Annotated in this window: 20 protein-coding genes; 10 read left to right on the top strand and 10 right to left on the bottom strand. The window is 60.7% G+C overall.

Annotated features, from left to right (window positions below; genetic code table 11):
- The 5 genes from ASD00_RS05160 to ASD00_RS05140 form a co-directional block, all read right to left on the bottom strand.
- Positions 1 to 1,518, bottom strand: a complete 1,518-nt coding sequence (locus ASD00_RS05160) for a D-alanyl-D-alanine carboxypeptidase (protein WP_057205111.1) — start codon at positions 1,516 to 1,518, stop codon at positions 1 to 3.
- Positions 1,519 to 1,702: 184 nt separating this feature from the next.
- Positions 1,703 to 2,437 (bottom strand): hypothetical protein, encoded by a 735-nt coding sequence (locus tag ASD00_RS05155; protein WP_025426718.1) that lies wholly within the window; start codon positions 2,435 to 2,437, stop codon positions 1,703 to 1,705.
- Positions 2,438 to 2,762: 325 nt separating this feature from the next.
- Positions 2,763 to 3,371, bottom strand: coding sequence for a transglutaminase-like cysteine peptidase (locus ASD00_RS05150; RefSeq protein WP_025426719.1), 609 nt, complete (start codon positions 3,369 to 3,371; stop codon positions 2,763 to 2,765).
- A gap of 837 nt (positions 3,372 to 4,208) precedes the next feature.
- Complete coding sequence (locus tag ASD00_RS05145) at positions 4,209 to 4,817, bottom strand: PilZ domain-containing protein (protein ID WP_025426720.1); 609 nt, start codon at positions 4,815 to 4,817, stop codon at positions 4,209 to 4,211.
- Between the two features lie 106 nt (positions 4,818 to 4,923).
- A complete protein-coding gene (locus tag ASD00_RS05140) occupies positions 4,924 to 5,532 on the bottom strand; it encodes a PAS domain-containing protein (protein ID WP_051509159.1) in 609 nt (202 codons plus the stop codon).
- Between the two features lie 344 nt (positions 5,533 to 5,876).
- Here ASD00_RS05140 and ASD00_RS05135 point away from each other — a divergent pair, with 344 nt between their 5' ends.
- Positions 5,877 to 6,608 carry a rhomboid family intramembrane serine protease gene (locus ASD00_RS05135; RefSeq protein ID WP_025426722.1) on the top strand — a complete coding sequence of 244 codons (732 nt, stop codon included), beginning with the start codon at positions 5,877 to 5,879 and terminating at the stop codon, positions 6,606 to 6,608.
- 265 nt (positions 6,609 to 6,873) lie between these two features.
- Positions 6,874 to 7,302, top strand: a complete 429-nt coding sequence (locus ASD00_RS05130; RefSeq protein ID WP_025426723.1) for a CBS domain-containing protein — start codon at positions 6,874 to 6,876, stop codon at positions 7,300 to 7,302.
- Positions 7,303 to 7,460: 158 nt separating this feature from the next.
- On the opposite strand, the gene ASD00_RS05125 is transcribed toward ASD00_RS05130, so the two are convergent.
- The 4 genes from ASD00_RS05125 to folE form a co-directional block, all read right to left on the bottom strand.
- Positions 7,461 to 8,426 carry a patatin-like phospholipase family protein gene (locus ASD00_RS05125; RefSeq protein ID WP_025426724.1) on the bottom strand — a complete coding sequence of 322 codons (966 nt, stop codon included), beginning with the start codon at positions 8,424 to 8,426 and terminating at the stop codon, positions 7,461 to 7,463.
- A gap of 46 nt (positions 8,427 to 8,472) precedes the next feature.
- Entirely contained in the window at positions 8,473 to 8,697 is a 225-nt protein-coding gene (locus tag ASD00_RS39730) for a hypothetical protein (RefSeq protein ID WP_146160899.1), read from the bottom strand.
- A 134-nt stretch (positions 8,698 to 8,831) separates the two neighbouring features.
- Positions 8,832 to 9,284, bottom strand: a complete 453-nt coding sequence (gene hisI / locus ASD00_RS05120; protein WP_025426725.1) for a phosphoribosyl-AMP cyclohydrolase — start codon at positions 9,282 to 9,284, stop codon at positions 8,832 to 8,834.
- 23 nt (positions 9,285 to 9,307) lie between these two features.
- On the bottom strand, positions 9,308 to 9,925 hold the full coding sequence (gene folE / locus ASD00_RS05115; RefSeq protein ID WP_025426726.1) for a GTP cyclohydrolase I FolE: 618 nt from the start codon (positions 9,923 to 9,925) through the stop codon (positions 9,308 to 9,310).
- A 343-nt stretch (positions 9,926 to 10,268) separates the two neighbouring features.
- On the opposite strand from folE, the gene ASD00_RS05110 reads away from it, so the two are divergent.
- From ASD00_RS05110 to ASD00_RS05085, 6 genes are all read left to right on the top strand, one after another.
- Complete coding sequence (locus tag ASD00_RS05110) at positions 10,269 to 10,715, top strand: iron-sulfur cluster assembly scaffold protein (protein ID WP_025426727.1); 447 nt, start codon at positions 10,269 to 10,271, stop codon at positions 10,713 to 10,715.
- 3 nt (positions 10,716 to 10,718) lie between these two features.
- Positions 10,719 to 11,093 (top strand): membrane protein insertion efficiency factor YidD, encoded by a 375-nt coding sequence (gene yidD / locus ASD00_RS05105; RefSeq protein ID WP_025426728.1) that lies wholly within the window; start codon positions 10,719 to 10,721, stop codon positions 11,091 to 11,093.
- Complete coding sequence (locus ASD00_RS05100; protein WP_025426729.1) at positions 11,090 to 11,518, top strand: DUF2267 domain-containing protein; 429 nt, start codon at positions 11,090 to 11,092, stop codon at positions 11,516 to 11,518. The genes yidD and ASD00_RS05100 overlap by 4 nt, the downstream gene beginning before the upstream one ends.
- Positions 11,519 to 11,535: 17 nt before the next feature.
- Positions 11,536 to 12,090: a DUF1697 domain-containing protein gene (locus tag ASD00_RS05095; RefSeq protein WP_057205107.1), complete on the top strand. Its 555-nt coding sequence runs from the start codon at positions 11,536 to 11,538 to the stop codon at positions 12,088 to 12,090.
- Between the two features lie 216 nt (positions 12,091 to 12,306).
- Positions 12,307 to 14,289: a threonine--tRNA ligase gene (gene thrS, locus ASD00_RS05090; RefSeq protein WP_025426731.1), complete on the top strand. Its 1,983-nt coding sequence runs from the start codon at positions 12,307 to 12,309 to the stop codon at positions 14,287 to 14,289.
- 183 nt (positions 14,290 to 14,472) lie between these two features.
- Positions 14,473 to 15,312, top strand: a complete 840-nt coding sequence (locus ASD00_RS05085; protein ID WP_025426732.1) for a lysophospholipid acyltransferase family protein — start codon at positions 14,473 to 14,475, stop codon at positions 15,310 to 15,312.
- Between the two features lie 47 nt (positions 15,313 to 15,359).
- On the opposite strand, the gene ASD00_RS05080 is transcribed toward ASD00_RS05085, so the two are convergent.
- Positions 15,360 to 16,364, bottom strand: a complete 1,005-nt coding sequence (locus ASD00_RS05080) for a hypothetical protein (RefSeq protein WP_057205104.1) — start codon at positions 16,362 to 16,364, stop codon at positions 15,360 to 15,362.
- 99 nt (positions 16,365 to 16,463) lie between these two features.
- Here ASD00_RS05080 and ASD00_RS05075 point away from each other — a divergent pair, with 99 nt between their 5' ends.
- Together ASD00_RS05075 and ASD00_RS05070 are read left to right on the top strand one after the other, a co-directional pair.
- Positions 16,464 to 17,048 carry a nitroreductase gene (locus ASD00_RS05075; protein WP_025426734.1) on the top strand — a complete coding sequence of 195 codons (585 nt, stop codon included), beginning with the start codon at positions 16,464 to 16,466 and terminating at the stop codon, positions 17,046 to 17,048.
- Positions 17,048 to 17,650 carry a flavin reductase family protein gene (locus ASD00_RS05070; protein ID WP_025426735.1) on the top strand — a complete coding sequence of 201 codons (603 nt, stop codon included), beginning with the start codon at positions 17,048 to 17,050 and terminating at the stop codon, positions 17,648 to 17,650. The genes ASD00_RS05075 and ASD00_RS05070 overlap by 1 nt, the downstream gene beginning before the upstream one ends.
- Positions 17,651 to 17,661 lie beyond the last annotated feature (11 nt).

Raw genomic sequence — 17,661 nt, 5'->3', positions numbered from 1 at the left:
CTACTGCTGGGCAGCCCAGCAGGAAATGCCTTTCTTCTTCAACGTCTTGCATGCGTTTACCGCTGCATTCTGGTCGTCGAACCCGCCAAAACGAGCGCGGTAGAGCTGAGCACCGCCATTGCTGAAGGCGACCGTAAAGGGCGTTGCCTTGCTGAGCGCCTTGCCACCCTTGTCCTTGGCGTTGCCGAGCAGGGTCATGGCCTGTTCCTTGTCCGGCGTCGCACCGATCTGGATGACCCAACCCTGGGGCTGCGGTACAGCCTGCGGCTCGGCTTCGGCTGCGACCGGCTCGCGCTTGGGAACGGAGTTGGTGATCTGACCGTCGACCATGCCTGCGGCAACCGGCTGACGCGACAGCTTGATGCTCTGGGCGTCAAGCGTATTGGGGACGATCTTCGGCGACAGGACCGGGTTGTCCGATGCGCGCTTGGTGCCGGCATAGGCCATCTGCACGCTGTTGGTATTTTCGCCACTGTAGCGCACGGACGGAACCGGTCCGGTGTTCGGCAGGTCGAGGCCAGCGGCAGCTGCGACCGGGCTGGAGACCGGCGTTTCCGCGACCTGCGCGACAGCGATAGGCTCTTCGGCGACAGGCGCAACCGGCGTCGGTGCGGTTTCAGCGATCAGGTTGCCACCGCCGCGGCGCGATGCCGCCGGCATGTACTTTGCCACCAGGCGACGCATCTGGGCGTCACGGCTGGCGCCAGAGGTGCCGCCCATGACGACGGCGACGATGCTGCGACCCTCGAGTTGAGCAGAGGTCACCAGGTTGAAGCCTGAGGCACGGGTGTAGCCTGTCTTGATGCCATCGACGCCACGCACATTGCCAAGCAGGCGATTGTGGTTGCCGATCGTCTGCTTGCCGAAGCGGAAGCTGCGCGTGGAGAAGTAATCGTAATACTGTGGAAAATGCTGGCGAAGCGCGAGGCCGAGGCGTGCCTGATCGCGGGCCGTGGTGCGCTGTTCGGTATTCGGCAGGCCGTTGGCGTTGCGATAGGTGGTGCGGGTCATGCCGAGCGCACGCGCCTTGTTGGTCATCATGCGGGCAAAACGCTGCTCCGAGCCACCCAGCAGTTCGCCAAGCGCCGTCGAGGCGTCATTGGCGGAACGGGTGACGAGCGACAGGATCGCCTGCTCGACCGTGATCGATTGCCCCGCGCGCACGCCGAGCTTCGAAGGCGGTTCGGCGGAAGCGTTCTTGGAGAAGGGAACAGGCGTTGACTTGCTGATCCGACCGGCTTCGAGCGCCTCGAACGCCAGATAAAGCGTCATCATCTTGGTCAGCGAAGCGGGGTAGCGCAACTCGTCGGCATCTTCGCCGTAGAGAACCTTGCCGGTTTTCGCGTCGACGACGATGCCCGAATACTTCGGGTTGGCCAAAGCGGGTGCTGCGAAGGCAACCGATGCGACGGCGCCCGCAAGGACGATCCGTCCTACCATCTTTGAAAAGGCGCCGAACGGGCGTTTCGCGAGATCAAGAAAACCTGATTGGGACACTACGCTGCTCTTCATTCTCATGTCATGGGTGTTGTCCGGACGCCGCCTCCGGGAACGACCGTTCCTGAGACAGTATCGGCATAGCGTTACCAATCGGTTTATGATGAATGATTGGTTTCCGGAATCGGACGCATTTGTACAGAGGTGATACCGGTGTAGCGCAATGGTGCGGCGCACAAGCCAGCATCACACCACTTGGACAAAATCAGGGCACGAGATGGCTTTTCACGAAGCCACCCACAGCATTGTCGATTTCGCGCCATTGCGGCAGCAGATTGCGGGAGAAGCGGTAAAGGACGACGAGATCCTTGCCGGCATGAATATCGCGCTGGCAGTCCGCACTCGTGGAGGCCTCGTTCGCGCGAGGCTCCAGACAGCGCACGACGTAGGGTGGCTCCTTTCCACGCGCAGCTGTGAAGAAGGCCTCGCCGGCATAGCTCGACGTCGCCTTGACGCCGTGCCGCGTCAACCCATTGGGGCCAGGGCCTGTGGCGCCCTCGAAGACCTGGGTGTAGATGGGGTCGAGCCGACCGGACATGTCGCGCGACATCGTGCTCTGCGCGATCTGCAAGAAGATCAGGGCCTCCGGACGGCTGACGTCATTGAAGAGGTTGCGGTTGTCGTCGCTGTACCCCTCGAGCGCTGGCCATGTCACGTAAACGTCGACCCGTTCGGCGATCGACGTCGCCCGCTGGTTTTCAAAGCGAATGACGTTGGCGGGCAGGCGTAGGTGATCCTGACCGATGAAGATATCGTAGGGCACGAGGCTTGACGTGTGGCCGGCCAGTGCGAGGTTTTCCCCGAACCAACGCCCCGACAGGGAAAGTGCGGCGGTGATCGCGGCAAGCAGGACAACGACCGCGGTGATCTTGTAGACGAAGCGCCTCGAAAGGAGCGGGCTGAGTTCCGGCTCCGAGTTCCCGTTGGAAGAGGTGCTCATCGATGGGGCGTCCCGTCGCGGTAGCCGCGCGATATGTGGCGGTTCAGCTGCCGCTGGTCGGTCGGCAGCGCAAGTTGGACTCTGGCAGGGGTGGCTTGCCTGACGCTGGTCGAAGGTGGTTAATTTTCGATTAAATAGGCGCGTCTTCCGCTTGTGCGCGCCTGATCTCGGCGCGCTGGGGTGGCCGAGAACAAGAAAGCCGGCTCCGAGGGACAGCGGAACCGGCCAGGGCCTGGTCTGAAACGGGGATGGGACTGACCGAAGCCCGGATAACTGATCGCGGCGCGGGAAATCACCCAACCACGCCGCGGTCATTCTGTGAGGGTTACTGGGTGCGGACGCTGCCGACTGCGACCGTGCGGCCATCCTGCAGCTTGACCCAGCGGCCAGCATGTTCGGTCGACTGCCGCTTGAGGTATGTGTATTCGGTATCCGACCACAGCAGCACTTTGTTGCGCATGTTGTCGAGGATGAAGTCGCCGCGATCGGTGCGCACGGTCAGGACCGCGTGGCCATCGCCATTCGGCTGAAGGACGACAGTGATCAAAAGGTCAGAGCCGGCGAAGCCGCTTTCGATGAGTTTGCGGCGCTTCAGCAAAACGTAGTCTTCGCAGTCGCCGACGCTGTCCGGGTAGGACCACTTTTCCTCGACGCCGTGGATTTCCATGTCGGTCATCGGCGTGACCGCCTGGTTGACGTCGTAGTTGACCTCGAGAATTTTCTGCCAGCTTTCGCGCGTCAGGACCATCGGGCCGCGATCGGCGCCGTTCGAGCGGCATTCGCCCGGATTGATCTTGCAGAACTCATAGTGGCCGATCGGCGGGTTGGTCGCACCGGTCACGGTCATGTTCGCCGGAAGGGCCATTGCGCCTTCGACCAGGCCGCCGGTCAAAAGTGCGGCGACAGCGATCATCTTGGTGATTGTCTTGAGCATGATTGTCTCCCCGTTATGGTTCGACAATGGCACGGACATTTTTATCGCTGGCGAATATGCGAGGTAAAACAAAGTACAAATGAAAATCGTATCAGAATAAAATAAGAACAGATTTTGAGATATATTTTAGTCGAATTTGATTCAAATTTTATCGATCTTGAACGGCCGTCGAGCACGCAAGTGGAATCTGTTAAGCATCTAAATGGTTGCAAGAGTGGGGTTTTGTGAGCGCATATCGACGGATAGCGTGCCAATGCCCGGGTGCATGGCGGCAGCTGGATGTGTCGGGGAGGGGCAATTTCGCCACTTTGCGTTTGGCCGCAATGCTTGATTTCAACGTGAAATCAACGCGACGAGCGAAAATACGGAGAAAAATTATTTGAAAAAAGTTGTGCCGAAAATCGGCAAAGGGAGCCACGGGCTGTGCTGAAATGGAGCAACAAGGCGCCGCGGTCGGAACGGACGCGCGGAAACATCGGTTCGATCGTCGAGAGTGTTGGGCCGGAATAGCCCCGATCCAGGGCGGTCTACCGCGTCGGCGTTGCCGATTATGCTCGGCCGCATACGGATGCCGCCGAGGACGAAGCGTCACGATTGAGGGCTGGCAATGCCGTTGAGGCGGCGGCCGAAATCGCCCAAAGCGCTATCGCGCAAACGAACGCAGCGATTTTGCGATAACGTCATGCGCATCACAAGAGTTTGAGGCGCAGTCCGCGGATACGACTGCTTAAATCCTTAAATCGGAATCGATTCAAGGAGAGAATCATGCAGCAGATTTAAAGTGCTGCAGCGTCCTTTGCGCGTTGACGCGCGGCGCCGTAGAGGCCGCGACGCGGTTTAGAGGAATTCCGTCAGGGCTTCGCGGGACTGGACGCCCGAGAATTCGATGGCAACGCCTTCCTGGAAATGACGGACAATCTTGCCCTTCATGTTGCCGAGCTTGATTTGCGTGCCGATCGGGGGGCGGTTTTCAATGTCCACCGCGGCGCCGGACATCGAAAGGTCGATGATGCGGCAGGGATACTTGGCACCGGTATCGAGCGTCAGCTCGGTCAGCGTCTTGCGCGGAGCAAGACGATCGTGGCGACGATCTTCGGGAAGGCCGAGTTCGTGCTTGTTGGCAATCCACGTCAATTGCGCCGCAAGCTTCTCGCGCTTGCGCTCCGTGGCGTTGAGCTGGATGACGAAGGCGTTTTCGGCGAGCCGAGACACGGTGCCTTCGAGCCGGCCGACGTGATCGATGTAGGCAATGATGCGTTCGCCGGCACGTGGGCGGGCTGGCGATAACAGAAGCACGTCACCCGGTGACATGTCGACGGCGGTGCAGTCGAATTCGTCGTGGTTGGCAAGCATCAGTCGCCCGGTAAGGTTCACCGAGACGCGCTGAAATGCGCCTTCCTGGTGCGGCTTCGGACCGGTATTTTGAGCTTGCTGGAACGAGAACATGATCACTCTGCATGACGTATCTTGGCAGGCAAAGCATAGTGCGGTCCGGTTAATAGAATGTTCGCCCTGCGGTTGGTGGCTGCGCGGATCTTGGCACAGGCGTTTGTCAGGCGTCGCGGCCGCCCTCGAAGACGCGCAAGTGTTGCACCTGCCGGATTCCGGGAGAAAATGCCTCGTCCATGGCCGGTTCCCTTAGGAGCGCCGCCGTCCGATCCGGATCGAGCACTCTGAGGCCCCTAACATCGAGACCGCTGACCGGTGCGGCGTGCAACCAGTACGGGCGCGACAATGGTGAGAGAGAACCGAGAATGCGGTCACTGTGACCTTCGTTGGAGGCGAGGGGAAGGAGCAGAGCCTCGATCTCCAATTCTCTCCTGTCTTCCGTCAGTGCAATCGCCGACAGCATGACGGGCACGTGTCGTGCCATCACCTGCGTGCTGACTTGAAGCGTTCTGCCAGCCTGGGTCCCGAACCAGAGTGTACCGAACTGCTGGCCGCGCAGTTCCTGGCCGAAGAGGGCGCAGACATGCGTTCCAGCCAGGCGGAATTTTATACTGGCGAAACTGTCCCTCTCGAGGATGAAGAGCTCAGGCAGGAGTGTCCGGATGGCCGACGGTTCGATTTCGTCGCGACGCGGTAGTTCACGGTCGCCACGAATGAGGTTCCAATACTGGAACAACTGCGTTGATGTCTTGCTGCGCATGATGTCGTTCATTCCATTTCGCGCGATCTGTGTGCCGATCCGGCACAAATTCGACCGCTCATACCGGTTGTCCTGATGACAGAGCGAATTCCGTGCCACCTGGAAATTAAGGTTAACAAACGGTTTCGATTGCTTCGGCCGCAGCGGGCTGGCACCTGAATGAACATCACTTCACGAAGGATTGCCTTCGGCACAGATTTTGAGCTCTGGGTATTGGGAGCTCACCGACCGTTCAGTTTTTACTGGACGGTCTTTTTTTGTTTGCTTATGGCTGGGCGCGCTGTCCGGCGATGCGCAATTGCCCGGCCGACTGGGTCGGATTGAAACGGACATGCGGACGGAAGAGAGCAGCAGCCATGGAACGAGATCAGGCAGCGACGCCACCGGAGGCGGAGCGGGAAGGCGCCGTCCAGCGCACGCACGAGCCCGCATTCAACCTGCCGGCGGGGCTGACGTGCATCCTGTTGTTCCTCGTCGCTATTCATGCGCTTCGCACCTATGTCTTCTCGAGCAGTCTCGACCAGGATATCATCCTGAACTTCGCCTTCCTTCCAGCGCGCTATGATCATCCGCTTGCCGAGCAGAGCCTTGCGTGGCTCTGGAGCCCGGTGACGTATTCGTTCCTGCACGGAAGCTGGGAGCACCTGATCTTCAATATCTTCTGGATGGTTGCCTTTGGGGCACCGGTGGCCCGGCGCATCGGCATGGCGCGGCTGGCTCTCTTCTGGGCTCTTTCGGCCGCCGCTGCCGTAGCACTTCACACAGTATTTCACTGGGGCGAGATGATCGTCGTGGTCGGCGCCTCGGGGGTCGTTTCGGGCTTCATGGGTGGCGCGGCGCGATTCGTGTTTTCGCCAAGCGGCCGCATCAGTCGGCAGTTCGCCCACCTCAATCGCAGGCTTTCCTTCAGCGAGGCGCTCTCCAATCGCTCAGTCGTCGTTTTCAGCGGCATCTGGTTCCTGACGAATTTCCTCGTCGGGTTCGGCATGTTCACGCCTGGCGGAGCCGACAGCGTGGCGTGGGAAGCGCATATCGGCGGTTTCCTCTTTGGCTTCCTCCTGTTCGCGTTGTTCGACCCACGCGATTGAGAACGCACCGATCCTGTTGCGATCATTGTCAGAACGCTTGATTTCCCGGGAACGCTGGCGCACCATTTGAAACGGCCGATATTGTCCATGGACGGTGCGGCCCGTGAAGGCCGGGTGCTCAAAGGTATAGCGCGTTTCTGAGGAGCGACGCGTCAGCCTTGCAGGTACCGGAGTGGGTATAGGTTCCGTTGCCCGACTGTGCCGCACACGACAGGCTGGAACCTTCCCCGCCGACCCGGCGTCGTCGCAACGGGGAGAAGTGTGCATGTCAGTAAAAGCGATACTCAATGAAAAGGGCCGGAACGTCGTGACCGTCGGTCCTCGCATGACGGTTCAACAGGCCGCAGTCCTTCTGCGTGACAATCATATCGGCGCAGTGATCATCATCGATGCGGATGATCAGATCACCGGCATCCTGACCGAGCGCGATATCGTCGCCGCCATTGCCAAACATGGCGCTGCCTGTCTGGAGAAGCCGGTCTCGGCCGTGATGTGGCAGAACGTCTATTGCTGCACCGAGGAAATGTCCGTCGATACGCTGATGGAAATGATGAGCAAGCTGCGAGCCCGTCATCTGCCAGTTGAAACGAATGGGCACCTGGCCGGCATTATTTCGATCGGTGACGTGATCAAGCATCACATTCGCGCGATGGAGCAAGAGGCCGAGCACATCAAGGCCTATATAGCTGGATAATTGAAAGGGGCGGTTTCCGCCGCCCTTTTGTTGTCCGTCTGCGGCGCAATCTCGAACAGTCGTGCTGAACGCGCGCTGGCACTTTCCGCCATCGCTAAATGTGCGACCGGTACAGCAATCCCTTGGAGCAACGCGGAAACCTGGCATTGCGCCCGTTGTCAGCGAACCAGGACTTCCTGCATCCGGCGGATTTCGGCGAGCTTGGCTTTCGCTTCCTGATAGCCGCGATCAATCGCCTCTCCGGCGCGGTGGAATTCCGAGAGCCCGATGTCGTTGAGCTTCGGATGGAGGGCCAGATCCGGAGGATCGCCGGCAAGGCGCGCACGCGAGATGCGATCCTGAATGATGTTGAAGGCCTGAACCATGACGCTGGTCATGCCCATGCGCGCCGAGTGGTGCGTCGGCTCGTTGATGGCCGGCATATCCAGGGTCTCTGTGCCGGCGCTGTGTTTGACCACGGCAGAGCGGCCATAGAGATCGTAGTTAAGGTTCACGGCAACGACGAGCTGCTGTTCATGCGCACGGCATACCGAAACCGGTACGGGGTTGACCAGTGCGCCGTCCATTAATGTCCGGCCGTTGGCATTGATCGGCTCGAAGATGCCGGGAAGGGCATAGGACGCGCGGATGGCGGTGATCAGAGAGCCCTTTTCCAGCCAGACTTCGTGGCCGCTATGCACCTCGGTTGCAACCGCAATGAACGGTCGGTCGAGGCTCTCGATGCTTAGGCCCTTGAGATGCTCCTGCATGCGCTTGGTCAAGCGCAGCCCACCGAAGAGGCCGCCGCCGCCGATGGCGAAATCGAGCAGGCCGGCAATGCGTCGTACAGTCAGTGACCGGGCAAATGCTTCCAGTTCATCGAGCTTGCCGGCGAGATAACAGCCACCGACAAGAGCGCCGATGGAGGTACCGGCGATCATGCCGACCTCGATGCCTTCTTCGTCGAGCGCTCTGAGCACGCCGATATGGGCCCAGCCGCGAGCGGCGCCGCCGCCGAGCGCGATTGCGATCTTGGGCGGTCTGGGCGGCACGGCGGGTTCAGATGGTGTTGTCGAGAGTGATGACCCGTCCGGGTCGGTCAGGTCGGCAATCTGGCTGCTACGCGTAAAAGTCCAGTTCAACATCCGGCACCTCCAACACCGCCGAACACGTGGCAGCGCAACACGTCCTTCAGAATGCGCGAAGGGCGTCGTGGCGCTCCATGCATTGACTCAAACTTCCGAAGACCAGATTCGATCCTGGAACGACGCAATAATTTTGAGCGCACTTGTCTGGAGGAAAACCTGCCAAGCCGGCGCTGGTGCCGGCCTTGTCCTTATTCATCGCTGAAAGACTGGCACCGTTATTCAGATTACCATCGATCCTGTCGCCGCGTGCGGCGGGGCCGATAAACATTCACTACAGTTTGCAATGTTACCCGGCTTGCGGCCGTTCCCAGGGAAACTGCATCCTTGCCGAAGGATTAGGCGCCCGCTGGGTTACCAAAATATCAACGCAGTATGCACCCGCCCCAAAAAGATGCGCAATGCTTAATTTTTGTCATAAACCTCGGTCGGGTCGAAATGCCTGATGTCGTCGGTGATCGTAACGGTAGCACGGCCGCCATCGGTGCCGACCGTTCGATAGAAGCAGGAGCGGCGGCCGGTGTGGCAGGTTGCGTCGTGTCCGGCGACCGACACCTTGAGCCAGATGGCGTCCTGGTCGCAATCGGTGCGAATCTCTTTCACCGTCTGAAGATTGCCGGAGCTCTCGCCCTTCTTCCAGAGGCTCTTTCGGGAGCGGCTGTAATAGTGGGCGACGCCGGTCTCGATCGTCAGCGCCAGCGCTTCGGCGTTCATGTGCGCGACCATCAGCAACTCGCCGTCGCGTGCGTCGGTGACGACGGCGGTGATCAGCCCCTTTTCATCGAAGCGGGGCGTGAAGGCCGGACCGTTTTCCAGTTCGGCATTGTTGGAGGAGGGGGTCTCGAATGTGAGCGTCATGAAAGGCTCCGTTGGTAGGAGCCTTACTTGAAGCCCCGCAGCATCGTCATGAAACGGGCCTGTTCGGCCGGTTCGGTCTGGAAAGTACCCGTAAATGTGGTGGTCAGCGTTGTCGAGCCTTGCTTCTGAACGCCGCGCATCGCCATGCACATATGTTCAGCCTCGATCATCACCGCGACCCCGCGGGGCGCCAGCGACTCGTCGATCGCCTTGGCGATCTGGGCCGTCATCGATTCCTGCGTCTGCAGCCGGCGACCATAGATATCGACCACGCGGGCGATCTTCGAAAGCCCAAGAACCCTTCCATTCGGCAGATAGGCGACGTGCGCCCTTCCGATGATTGGCACCATGTGGTGTTCGCAATGGGAATAGAACGGAATGTCCTTGACCAGCACCATGTCGTCGTAGCCGGCAACCTCTTCGAAGGTCCGGCCGAGCACGTCTTCGGCTGCGAGATCGTAACCACTGAAAAGCTCGCGGTAGGACTTGGCTACGCGTGCCGGCGTATCCAACAGGCCCTCGCGACTCGGATCATCACCTGCCCAGCGCAGCAGAACGCGCACGGCGTCCTCGGCCTCTTTTTGCGTCGGCCGGTCGCTCGCATTGTCGAGCACGGGGAAATTCTTCACTATGGCATCCATAATGGCCTCTTTGCGCAATACGGGGATTGCTTGACGTTTTATCTTTCGGACAACTCGCCACTGGCCATTCGCCTAACCCTGCAGGCTTGGGTTCCGTCGGCGGGCTCCGGGGCTTTCTGGTCCTTGCTTAGCAGTGCAATGGACCGTCCGGCACGGTTTCCCAAACAACAGGCGACATTTTGATCCTCTTGCGGAACTGTCGCCCCAACACGACATAGCATATAGTATGGTGCCACAGAGATGAAAGAGGCCGAGGGGACTGCGTCGTGCTTTTTTCCTGCCTATAGGAGAAAATCATGCGCCGATCACCCAAAACCGCGAAAAATCAGCCGGATCGCGTCAAATGATGGATGACATTTACAACAATCGTATTCTCGACTTCGCCGGCAATATCCCGCGTATCGGGGTTCTGGAAAATGCCGATGCCGAAGCGGTTGCGCATTCGAAGCTTTGCGGCTCGAAGGTCCGGATCTGGCTGAAGATGGACGGCGACGTGGTCACGGATTTTGCCCATGACGTCAAGGCTTGCGCGCTCGGGCAGGCATCGTCGTCGATCATGGCTCGTCATGTCGTCGGCGCGCAGGCGAGCGAAATCCGAAAGGCCCGCGACGAGATGCTGGCGATGCTGAAGGCCGACGGGGAAGGTCCCTCTGGCCGTTTCGAGGACATGCGGTTCCTGAAGCCGGTGAAGGACTACAAGGCCCGGCACGCCTCGACCATGCTCACTTTCGATGCTGTCGTCGATGCGATCGGCCAGATCGAGGCCAGGCGTCTGGCGACGGCCGTCTGAGCCATGTGCCGGGATCCGCATTGCGAACATCCGCCCATGGCTGGCTCTGAGTCTGCGGGCGGCGGGCGCAACTGGTCCGGTCCTTTCCGCAGGACGCCGGGGCGCCTGCTTGGCATGGCCTTCATCCGTGCCTATCAGTTGACCCTTTCCAGTTTCATCGGCAATGCCTGCCGGCATCTGCCGACCTGTTCGGAATATGGCTATGAGGCAGTCGCACGCCACGGCCTGTGGGCCGGTGGTTGGATGACGCTTTTTCGCGTCGCGCGTTGTGGCCCGGGCGGAACCCATGGGTTCGACCCGGTGCCGGAGCGCCTGAAGGGCAGGCATCATTGGTATGCGCCGTGGCGCTACTGGCAGCCGCGGCCAAAGGGCGGATGAACGCGATGACGATCCCGATGGAATATCGGCAGGCTTCGGTCGATTTCGACCGCTTCATCACCGATGCCCGCGATATCTCAGGGCTCCAGACGACGAACCAGGCCTATACGATGGTTCAGGCCGTGCTGCAGACCTTTCGTCGTCGCCTGGATGTCGAGGATGCGATCCTGTTTGCCGACGTGCTGCCGCCGGTTCTAAGAGCGATCTTTATCGCCGAGTGGGATCTCGAAGAACCCACGAGCCCGTTTTCGGGAAGGACGGCTATGACGCTCGAAGTGCAAGCGCTGCGTGGAGACCACAATATTTCGCCGGATACGGCAATTGCCGATGTGGCGGCAGCCTTGCGGAAGAACGTCGACGAAGCGAAGCTCGATCGCGTATTGGCCCATTTGCCGGCCGGTGCCGCCGACTACTGGCGTGCATGAGCCAAGGAGTTCCCTGCGTGAACAGCTACGTCGCGCTGCTCTATAGTATCGTGCTCAGCGAAGGGCGGCGCGTTGTGATGGGTGATCTGAAAGCCATGGCCGAGCGGCTCGGTCACCGGTCACCGCGCACACTCGCCGCCACGGGCAACCTGTTGTTCGAAACGGACAGGGTTGCCGTCGGAGAGCTGGAGGCGGCGCTCGAGACGGCATTCGCCGAGACGTTCGGCCGGCAGGTCGACATCATCGTTCGTCCTGGTTCCGATTGGCTGAGGCTTGCCGCAGCCAATCCGTTTCGCGTTGAAGGCGAGGAGGACGGCACCCGCGTCCATGTTCGCGTGATGCGCGAGCCGCTTTCCGGCGCCGTGCCTTCGGATTTCGAACGCTATTGCACTGCCGGCGAGCGTCTGGCGGTCGTCGATGGCGACCTTTGGGTTCATTTCACCGGCCAGGCAAGCGAATCGAAACTGCTCGGCGCCTTGACCAAAAAACGTCTCGGCATCGGCACGTTCCGCAACTGGAACACGGTTAAGGGCCTCGCCGCGATGCTTCGTGCATCCTGCATGTTTCCTTAAATCCTATTCGATTTAAGGATAAAAACATGCAGCCATTCAAAGTGCTACAGCGACCTTTGCGCGTCTGATAAGACGCGCGGCGCTGTAGGCTGTCCTTGCCTTTACTCCGTTTCGAAAAACCTCTATCAGGCCTGCGTCAAATAGCCGGCGGAAGCCGGTCAGTCATACCACACCATACCACCCGCATTCGTTGGCGGGACTGGATAGGAGATCATGATGTCGAATCCCGTTTCCCTTACATTTCCTGATGGCTCCGTCCGCGAATACGCCCCGGGCACGACCGGGCGCGATGTCGCCGAGTCGATTTCGAAGTCGCTGGCCAAGAAGGCCGTCGCCATCGCGCTCGATGGCGAGCTGCGCGACTTGTCCGATACCATCGCCGATGGCCGCATCGAAATCGTCACCCGCGACGACAAGCGTTCGCTTGAGCTGATCCGCCACGATGCGGCGCACGTGATGGCGGAAGCCGTGCAGGAGCTGTGGCCGGGCACGCAGGTGACCATCGGACCGGTGATCGACAACGGCTTCTACTACGACTTTGCCAAGAACGAGCCCTTCACGCCCGACGACCTGCCGGTCATCGAGAAGCGCATGAAGGAGATCATCGCTCGCAACAAGCCGTTCACCAGGGAAGTCTGGCCGCGCGAAAAGGCACGCCAGGTCTTCGCCGACAAGGGCGAGGCCTACAAGGTAGAGCTGGTCGATGCGATCCCGGAGGGCCAGGATCTCAAGATCTACTATCAGGGCGACTGGTTCGACCTTTGCCGCGGCCCGCACATGGCCTCGACCGGCCAGATCGGTACGGCATTCAAGCTGATGAAGGTTGCCGGAGCCTATTGGCGCGGCGACAGCAACAACCCGATGCTGACCCGCATCTACGGCACGGCCTGGCATACCCAGGAAGAGCTTGACCAGTACCTGCATATCCTGGCCGAAGCGGAAAAGCGCGACCATCGCCGCCTCGGACGCGAGATGGATCTCTTCCATTTCCAGGAAGAGGGTCCGGGCGTCGTCTTCTGGCACGGCAAGGGTTGGCGTCTGTTCCAGACGCTGACGGCCTATATGCGCCGCCGGCTCGCCAACACCTATCAGGAAGTCAACGCGCCGCAGGTGCTCGACAAGTCGCTGTGGGAAACGTCCGGTCACTGGGGTTGGTACCGCGACAACATGTTCAAGGTGACGGTCGCCGGCGACGACACCGATGACGAGCGGGTCTTCGCGCTGAAGCCGATGAACTGCCCGGGTCATATCCAGATCTTCAAGCATGGCCTGAAGTCATACCGCGAACTGCCGGTGCGGTTGGCCGAATTCGGCAACGTCCATCGTTACGAGCCATCCGGTGCGCTGCACGGGCTGATGCGCGTGCGCGGGTTCACCCAGGATGATGCCCACGTCTTCTGCACCGACGAGCAGATGGCGGCCGAGTGCCTGCGCATCAACGATCTGATCCTTTCGGTCTACGAGGACTTCGGCTTCAAGGAAGTCGTCGTCAAGCTGTCGACCCGTCCGGATAAGCGCGTCGGTTCCGACGAGCTCTGGGATCGCGCCGAAAGCGTCATGACCGACGTGCTGAAGACGATCGAGGCGCAGTCCGAAGGCCGCATCAGGACCGGCATCCTGCCGGGCGAGGGCGCCTTCTACGGTCCGAAGTTCGAATATACACTGAAGGACGCGATCGGCCGCGAATGGCAGTGCGGCACGACACAGGTCGACTTCAACCTGCCGGAGCGCTTTGGCGCCTTCTATATCGACAAGGATTCCGAGAAGCGTCAGCCGGTGATGATCCACCGGGCGATCTGCGGTTCGATGGAACGCTTCCTCGGTATTCTGATCGAAAACTTCGCCGGCCACATGCCGCTGTGGATCTCGCCGCTGCAGGTCGTCGTCGCGACAATTACTTCCGAGGCAGACGACTATGGTCGCGAGGTCGCGGAGCTTCTGCGTGATGCCGGACTTACGGTCGAGACCGACTTCCGCAACGAGAAGATCAACTACAAGGTCCGTGAGCATTCGGTGACCAAGGTTCCGGTCATCGTCGTTTGCGGCAAGCGCGAGGCGGAAGAGCGTTCGGTCAACATCCGGCGTCTCGGCTCGCAGGCCCAGACGGCGATGTCGCTCGACGAGGCGATCGCTTCGCTCTCGGCTGAGGCCACGGCGCCTGATCTCAAGCGCAAGGCTGAAAAGAAAGCCCGGGGTTAACACCCCGGGACCTTCGCTCTGTCAGCAAACTGTCATATTAGCGGAATATCCGGATGCTACAGCGCCGCGCGTCTTATCAGACGCGCAAAGGTCGCCGTCGTACTTCGAGTTGCTGCATGTTCCTATCCTTAAACCGGGTACGATTTAAGGAAGCATGCAGGAGGCCATCCATCGGAGACTTCCGTGCAGTTCAAAGAGCTGTCTTACGCAAATGAAAATGACCGGCGCCTGAAGCGCTGGTTCATCCGCTCCATGGAGGGCCTGGCGGGTCGCAACCGATACGTCAAGCTTTACGCGCGTTGGCAATCCGACGTCGTCGGCAAGAGCGACCGGATCTTCGGCGAGATGCTGAAGCTGATCGATGTCCGCCTGCGGCTTCAGGGCGAATGGCCGCCTCGGCACCTGCCGGACACCCCCCTGGTTATCGTTGCCAATCATCCCTTCGGCATCGGCGATGGCATTGCCGTTCTGGCGCTTGCCGAGCAACTCGGCAGGCCGTTTCGGGTGCTGATCAACAACGAGCTGTTGAAGGTGCCGGAGATGGCGCCCTATTCGCTGCCGGTGTCCTTCGAGGAGACGAAGGAGGCCTTGGCGCTGAACATGGCGACGCGCCACGAAGCGGTGCGATTGCTGAAGGACGGCGTGACGATCGTGATCTTCCCGGCCGGCGGCGTAGCAACGGCGCGCTCGGGCTGGGGCAGGGCCGAGGATCTGCCGTGGAAGATCTTTCCGGCCAAGTTGATACAGGCCGCGCGCGCGAACGTCATACCGATCTATTTCGAGGGGCAGAACGGCCGCATCTTCCATCTCGCCAGCAAGGTCTCGCTGACGCTCAGGATCTCTCTCCTGATCCGCGAATTCCGAAGGCTGTCGGGCACGACGATCGCGGCCCGCATCGGGCATATCCTCACCTGGGAAGAGCTTTGCTTGCATGCTGACCGCAAGGATCTGCTCGGTCGCATCTACGAGGCGGTCTTTTCGATGGCACCGCCGCGTCGCCGTTTCCTCAAGCGTGCCGGCTGACGTAGCGTCAGGCGTGCCTGCCGCACGGTCAGCCTGGCGGCGTCAGATCAATCCTGTGCTTCCGCGGCTGCTTCCGGGCTTGCGGCCGCGCCGCCATTGGTCAGCAGCACTTCGATATCGGTGTTGACGCCGGCCTTCACCGTGAAATCGCGCTGGTAGATCTTGTTCTTGTTTCTTGCGACAGCCGTATAGTTGCCCTCGAGAAGAACCAGCGTCGGGAACGCCCCTTCCTCCTGGTCGACGATGTCGCCGGCCGAAGTCAGGATCGACCAGCCGGTGTCGGCGATGGCTTCGCCGCCCGGCTCGGAGACCAGCTTCAGCGTCAGCTTCGCAGCCTTGTGCTGGATCGTCGCTTCGGTCAGCTTGCCGGCTTCCACCTGGATGTCGGCCGTGATCACCGCATTTGTCGTGCCGTAGTTGGAGCTGACATGATAGGTGCCGGCGCCGAGGCGAAGGACGGTGCTGGGCTTCACGTCGGCGGCAATCAAGGCCCGTTCGCCATCGCTCTGCGTTTCGGACGAATAGATGGAGAAGCTGAGTTCGCCCGGCGGGATGCGCACATCGCTGCCTGAGACCGCATTCAACGTCATGCCGCCAGCATCAAGGACCAGTACCTGCTTGTCGAGCACGCCGTCTTCCGGGATGCGGATCTTGCGCGTCGCGGCCGCACGGCCAAATGCGACGTTGACGAAATACTCGCCCGGCACCAGGCTGAAGGCCGTCGATCCGCCTTCGGACGTCGCCAGCAGCGGCAGCTTGCCGTCGCTTCCGGGGATCGGGCTGAACACGCGCCAGGTCAGGCCGGCCTCGACGGGCTGACCCTTGCCGGTCAGAAGCGCCTCGAGTTTCACGTCCTTCAGTGTGCCGCCCTGTGTCGGGTCGCTGGTCAGCGGACTGAAGCCGGTCAGCTTCTGCGTCTTGCCGGTGGTGGAAATGGAGGGAAAGCTCTCGAAGGCCTCCGTGGCGTCCTGCGCCAGGACGCTGCCGGCGGTGATGCTTGCGAGTGCGACCGCCAAACCGGTTCTGATGAAAATACGAGGGCAGGTGCGCATGAGAGCAGTTGACTTCCTGACTGGGTGACTCCACTTGAGACGCCGGTATGGCATTTTCGTGGCTGCCGGTCGGCGGCAAAATAGTGGAATTCACCCAATATGAAAACCGAAATAAAGCTCGTTGACTATCTCGCGTCCCGCCGGTCCATTCCCGCTTTTCAGATGGGTGAACCAGGACCCGGTAGAGCTGAAGTCGAGGAAATGCTGAAGCTCGCCTCGCGTGTGCCGGATCACGGCAAGCTCGCTCCGTGGCGGTTCATCGTTTACCGCGGCGAAGAGCGGGCGCGCATCAGCGCCGAACTGAAGACAATGGCACTCGCCAAGAAGCCCGATCTGTCTGACGAGATGATCAAGGTCGAGGAGACGCGGATGACGCGGGCTCCGGTCGTCGTTGCGGTCGTCAGCAAGGCAGCCCCGCATTTCAAGATCCCGGAATGGGAGCAGCAGATGTCGGCCGGTGCCGTTTGCCTCAACCTGCTTATGGCGGCCAATGCGCTCGGCTATGCCTCCAATTGGCTGACCGAATGGTACGCCTTCGACGAAGCTGCCTATCCGTTGCTCGGCGTTGAGCCGGGCGAGAAGATCGCCGGCTTTATCCACATCGGCACCGCTACGGTCCCGCCAACGGAGCGTCCACGCCCGGAACTGGCCGAGATCGTCACCTGGGTCGGAGAAGACGCCTGATGTTCTACGACACGGCCGCAAACAGGCATGGCCTGCCGCATGATCCGTTCAAGGCCATCGTCTCGCCGCGGCCGATCGGCTGGATCGGCACGCGCGCCACGGACGGCTCGCTGAATATCGCGCCCTATTCCTTTTTCAATGCGATCAGCGACCGGCCGAAACTCGTGATGTTTTCGTCGAGCGGCTACAAGGATTCGGTGCGCAACATCGAGGCCACCGGCGAATTCACCGCCAGCTTCGCCAGCCGGAATCTGAGCGAGGCGGTCAACAAGACCTCGATTGCAGCTCCCCATGGCGAGAGCGAGTTTACGATAGCCGGGTTGACGCCGGTTGACGGGACGTTGGTCAAGGCGCCGTTCGTGGGCGAGGCCTATGCGGCGCTGGAGTGCCGGATGACCGAGATGTTCCAGCCAAAGGGGCTCGATGGCGAGCCCTCGGACAATTACGTCGTCATCGGCCAGGTGGTCGGCATCCACATTCGCGACGAGGCGATCCGCGACGGTCGTTTCGACATGGCGACGGTCCGCCCGCTCGCCCGCCTCGGCTACATGGATTACTGCGACGGCGGCGACGTCTTCCAGATGGTGCGTCCCACGCGCTGAGGCGTGGGTAG

Origin of the sequence: Ensifer sp. Root31 (assembly GCF_001424825.1) — a bacterium.
GTDB lineage: Bacteria > Pseudomonadota > Alphaproteobacteria > Rhizobiales > Rhizobiaceae > Ensifer > Ensifer canadensis.
The sequence above is the reverse complement of the archived record's forward strand: the minus strand, read 5'-3'. Positions and strand labels throughout refer to the sequence as shown.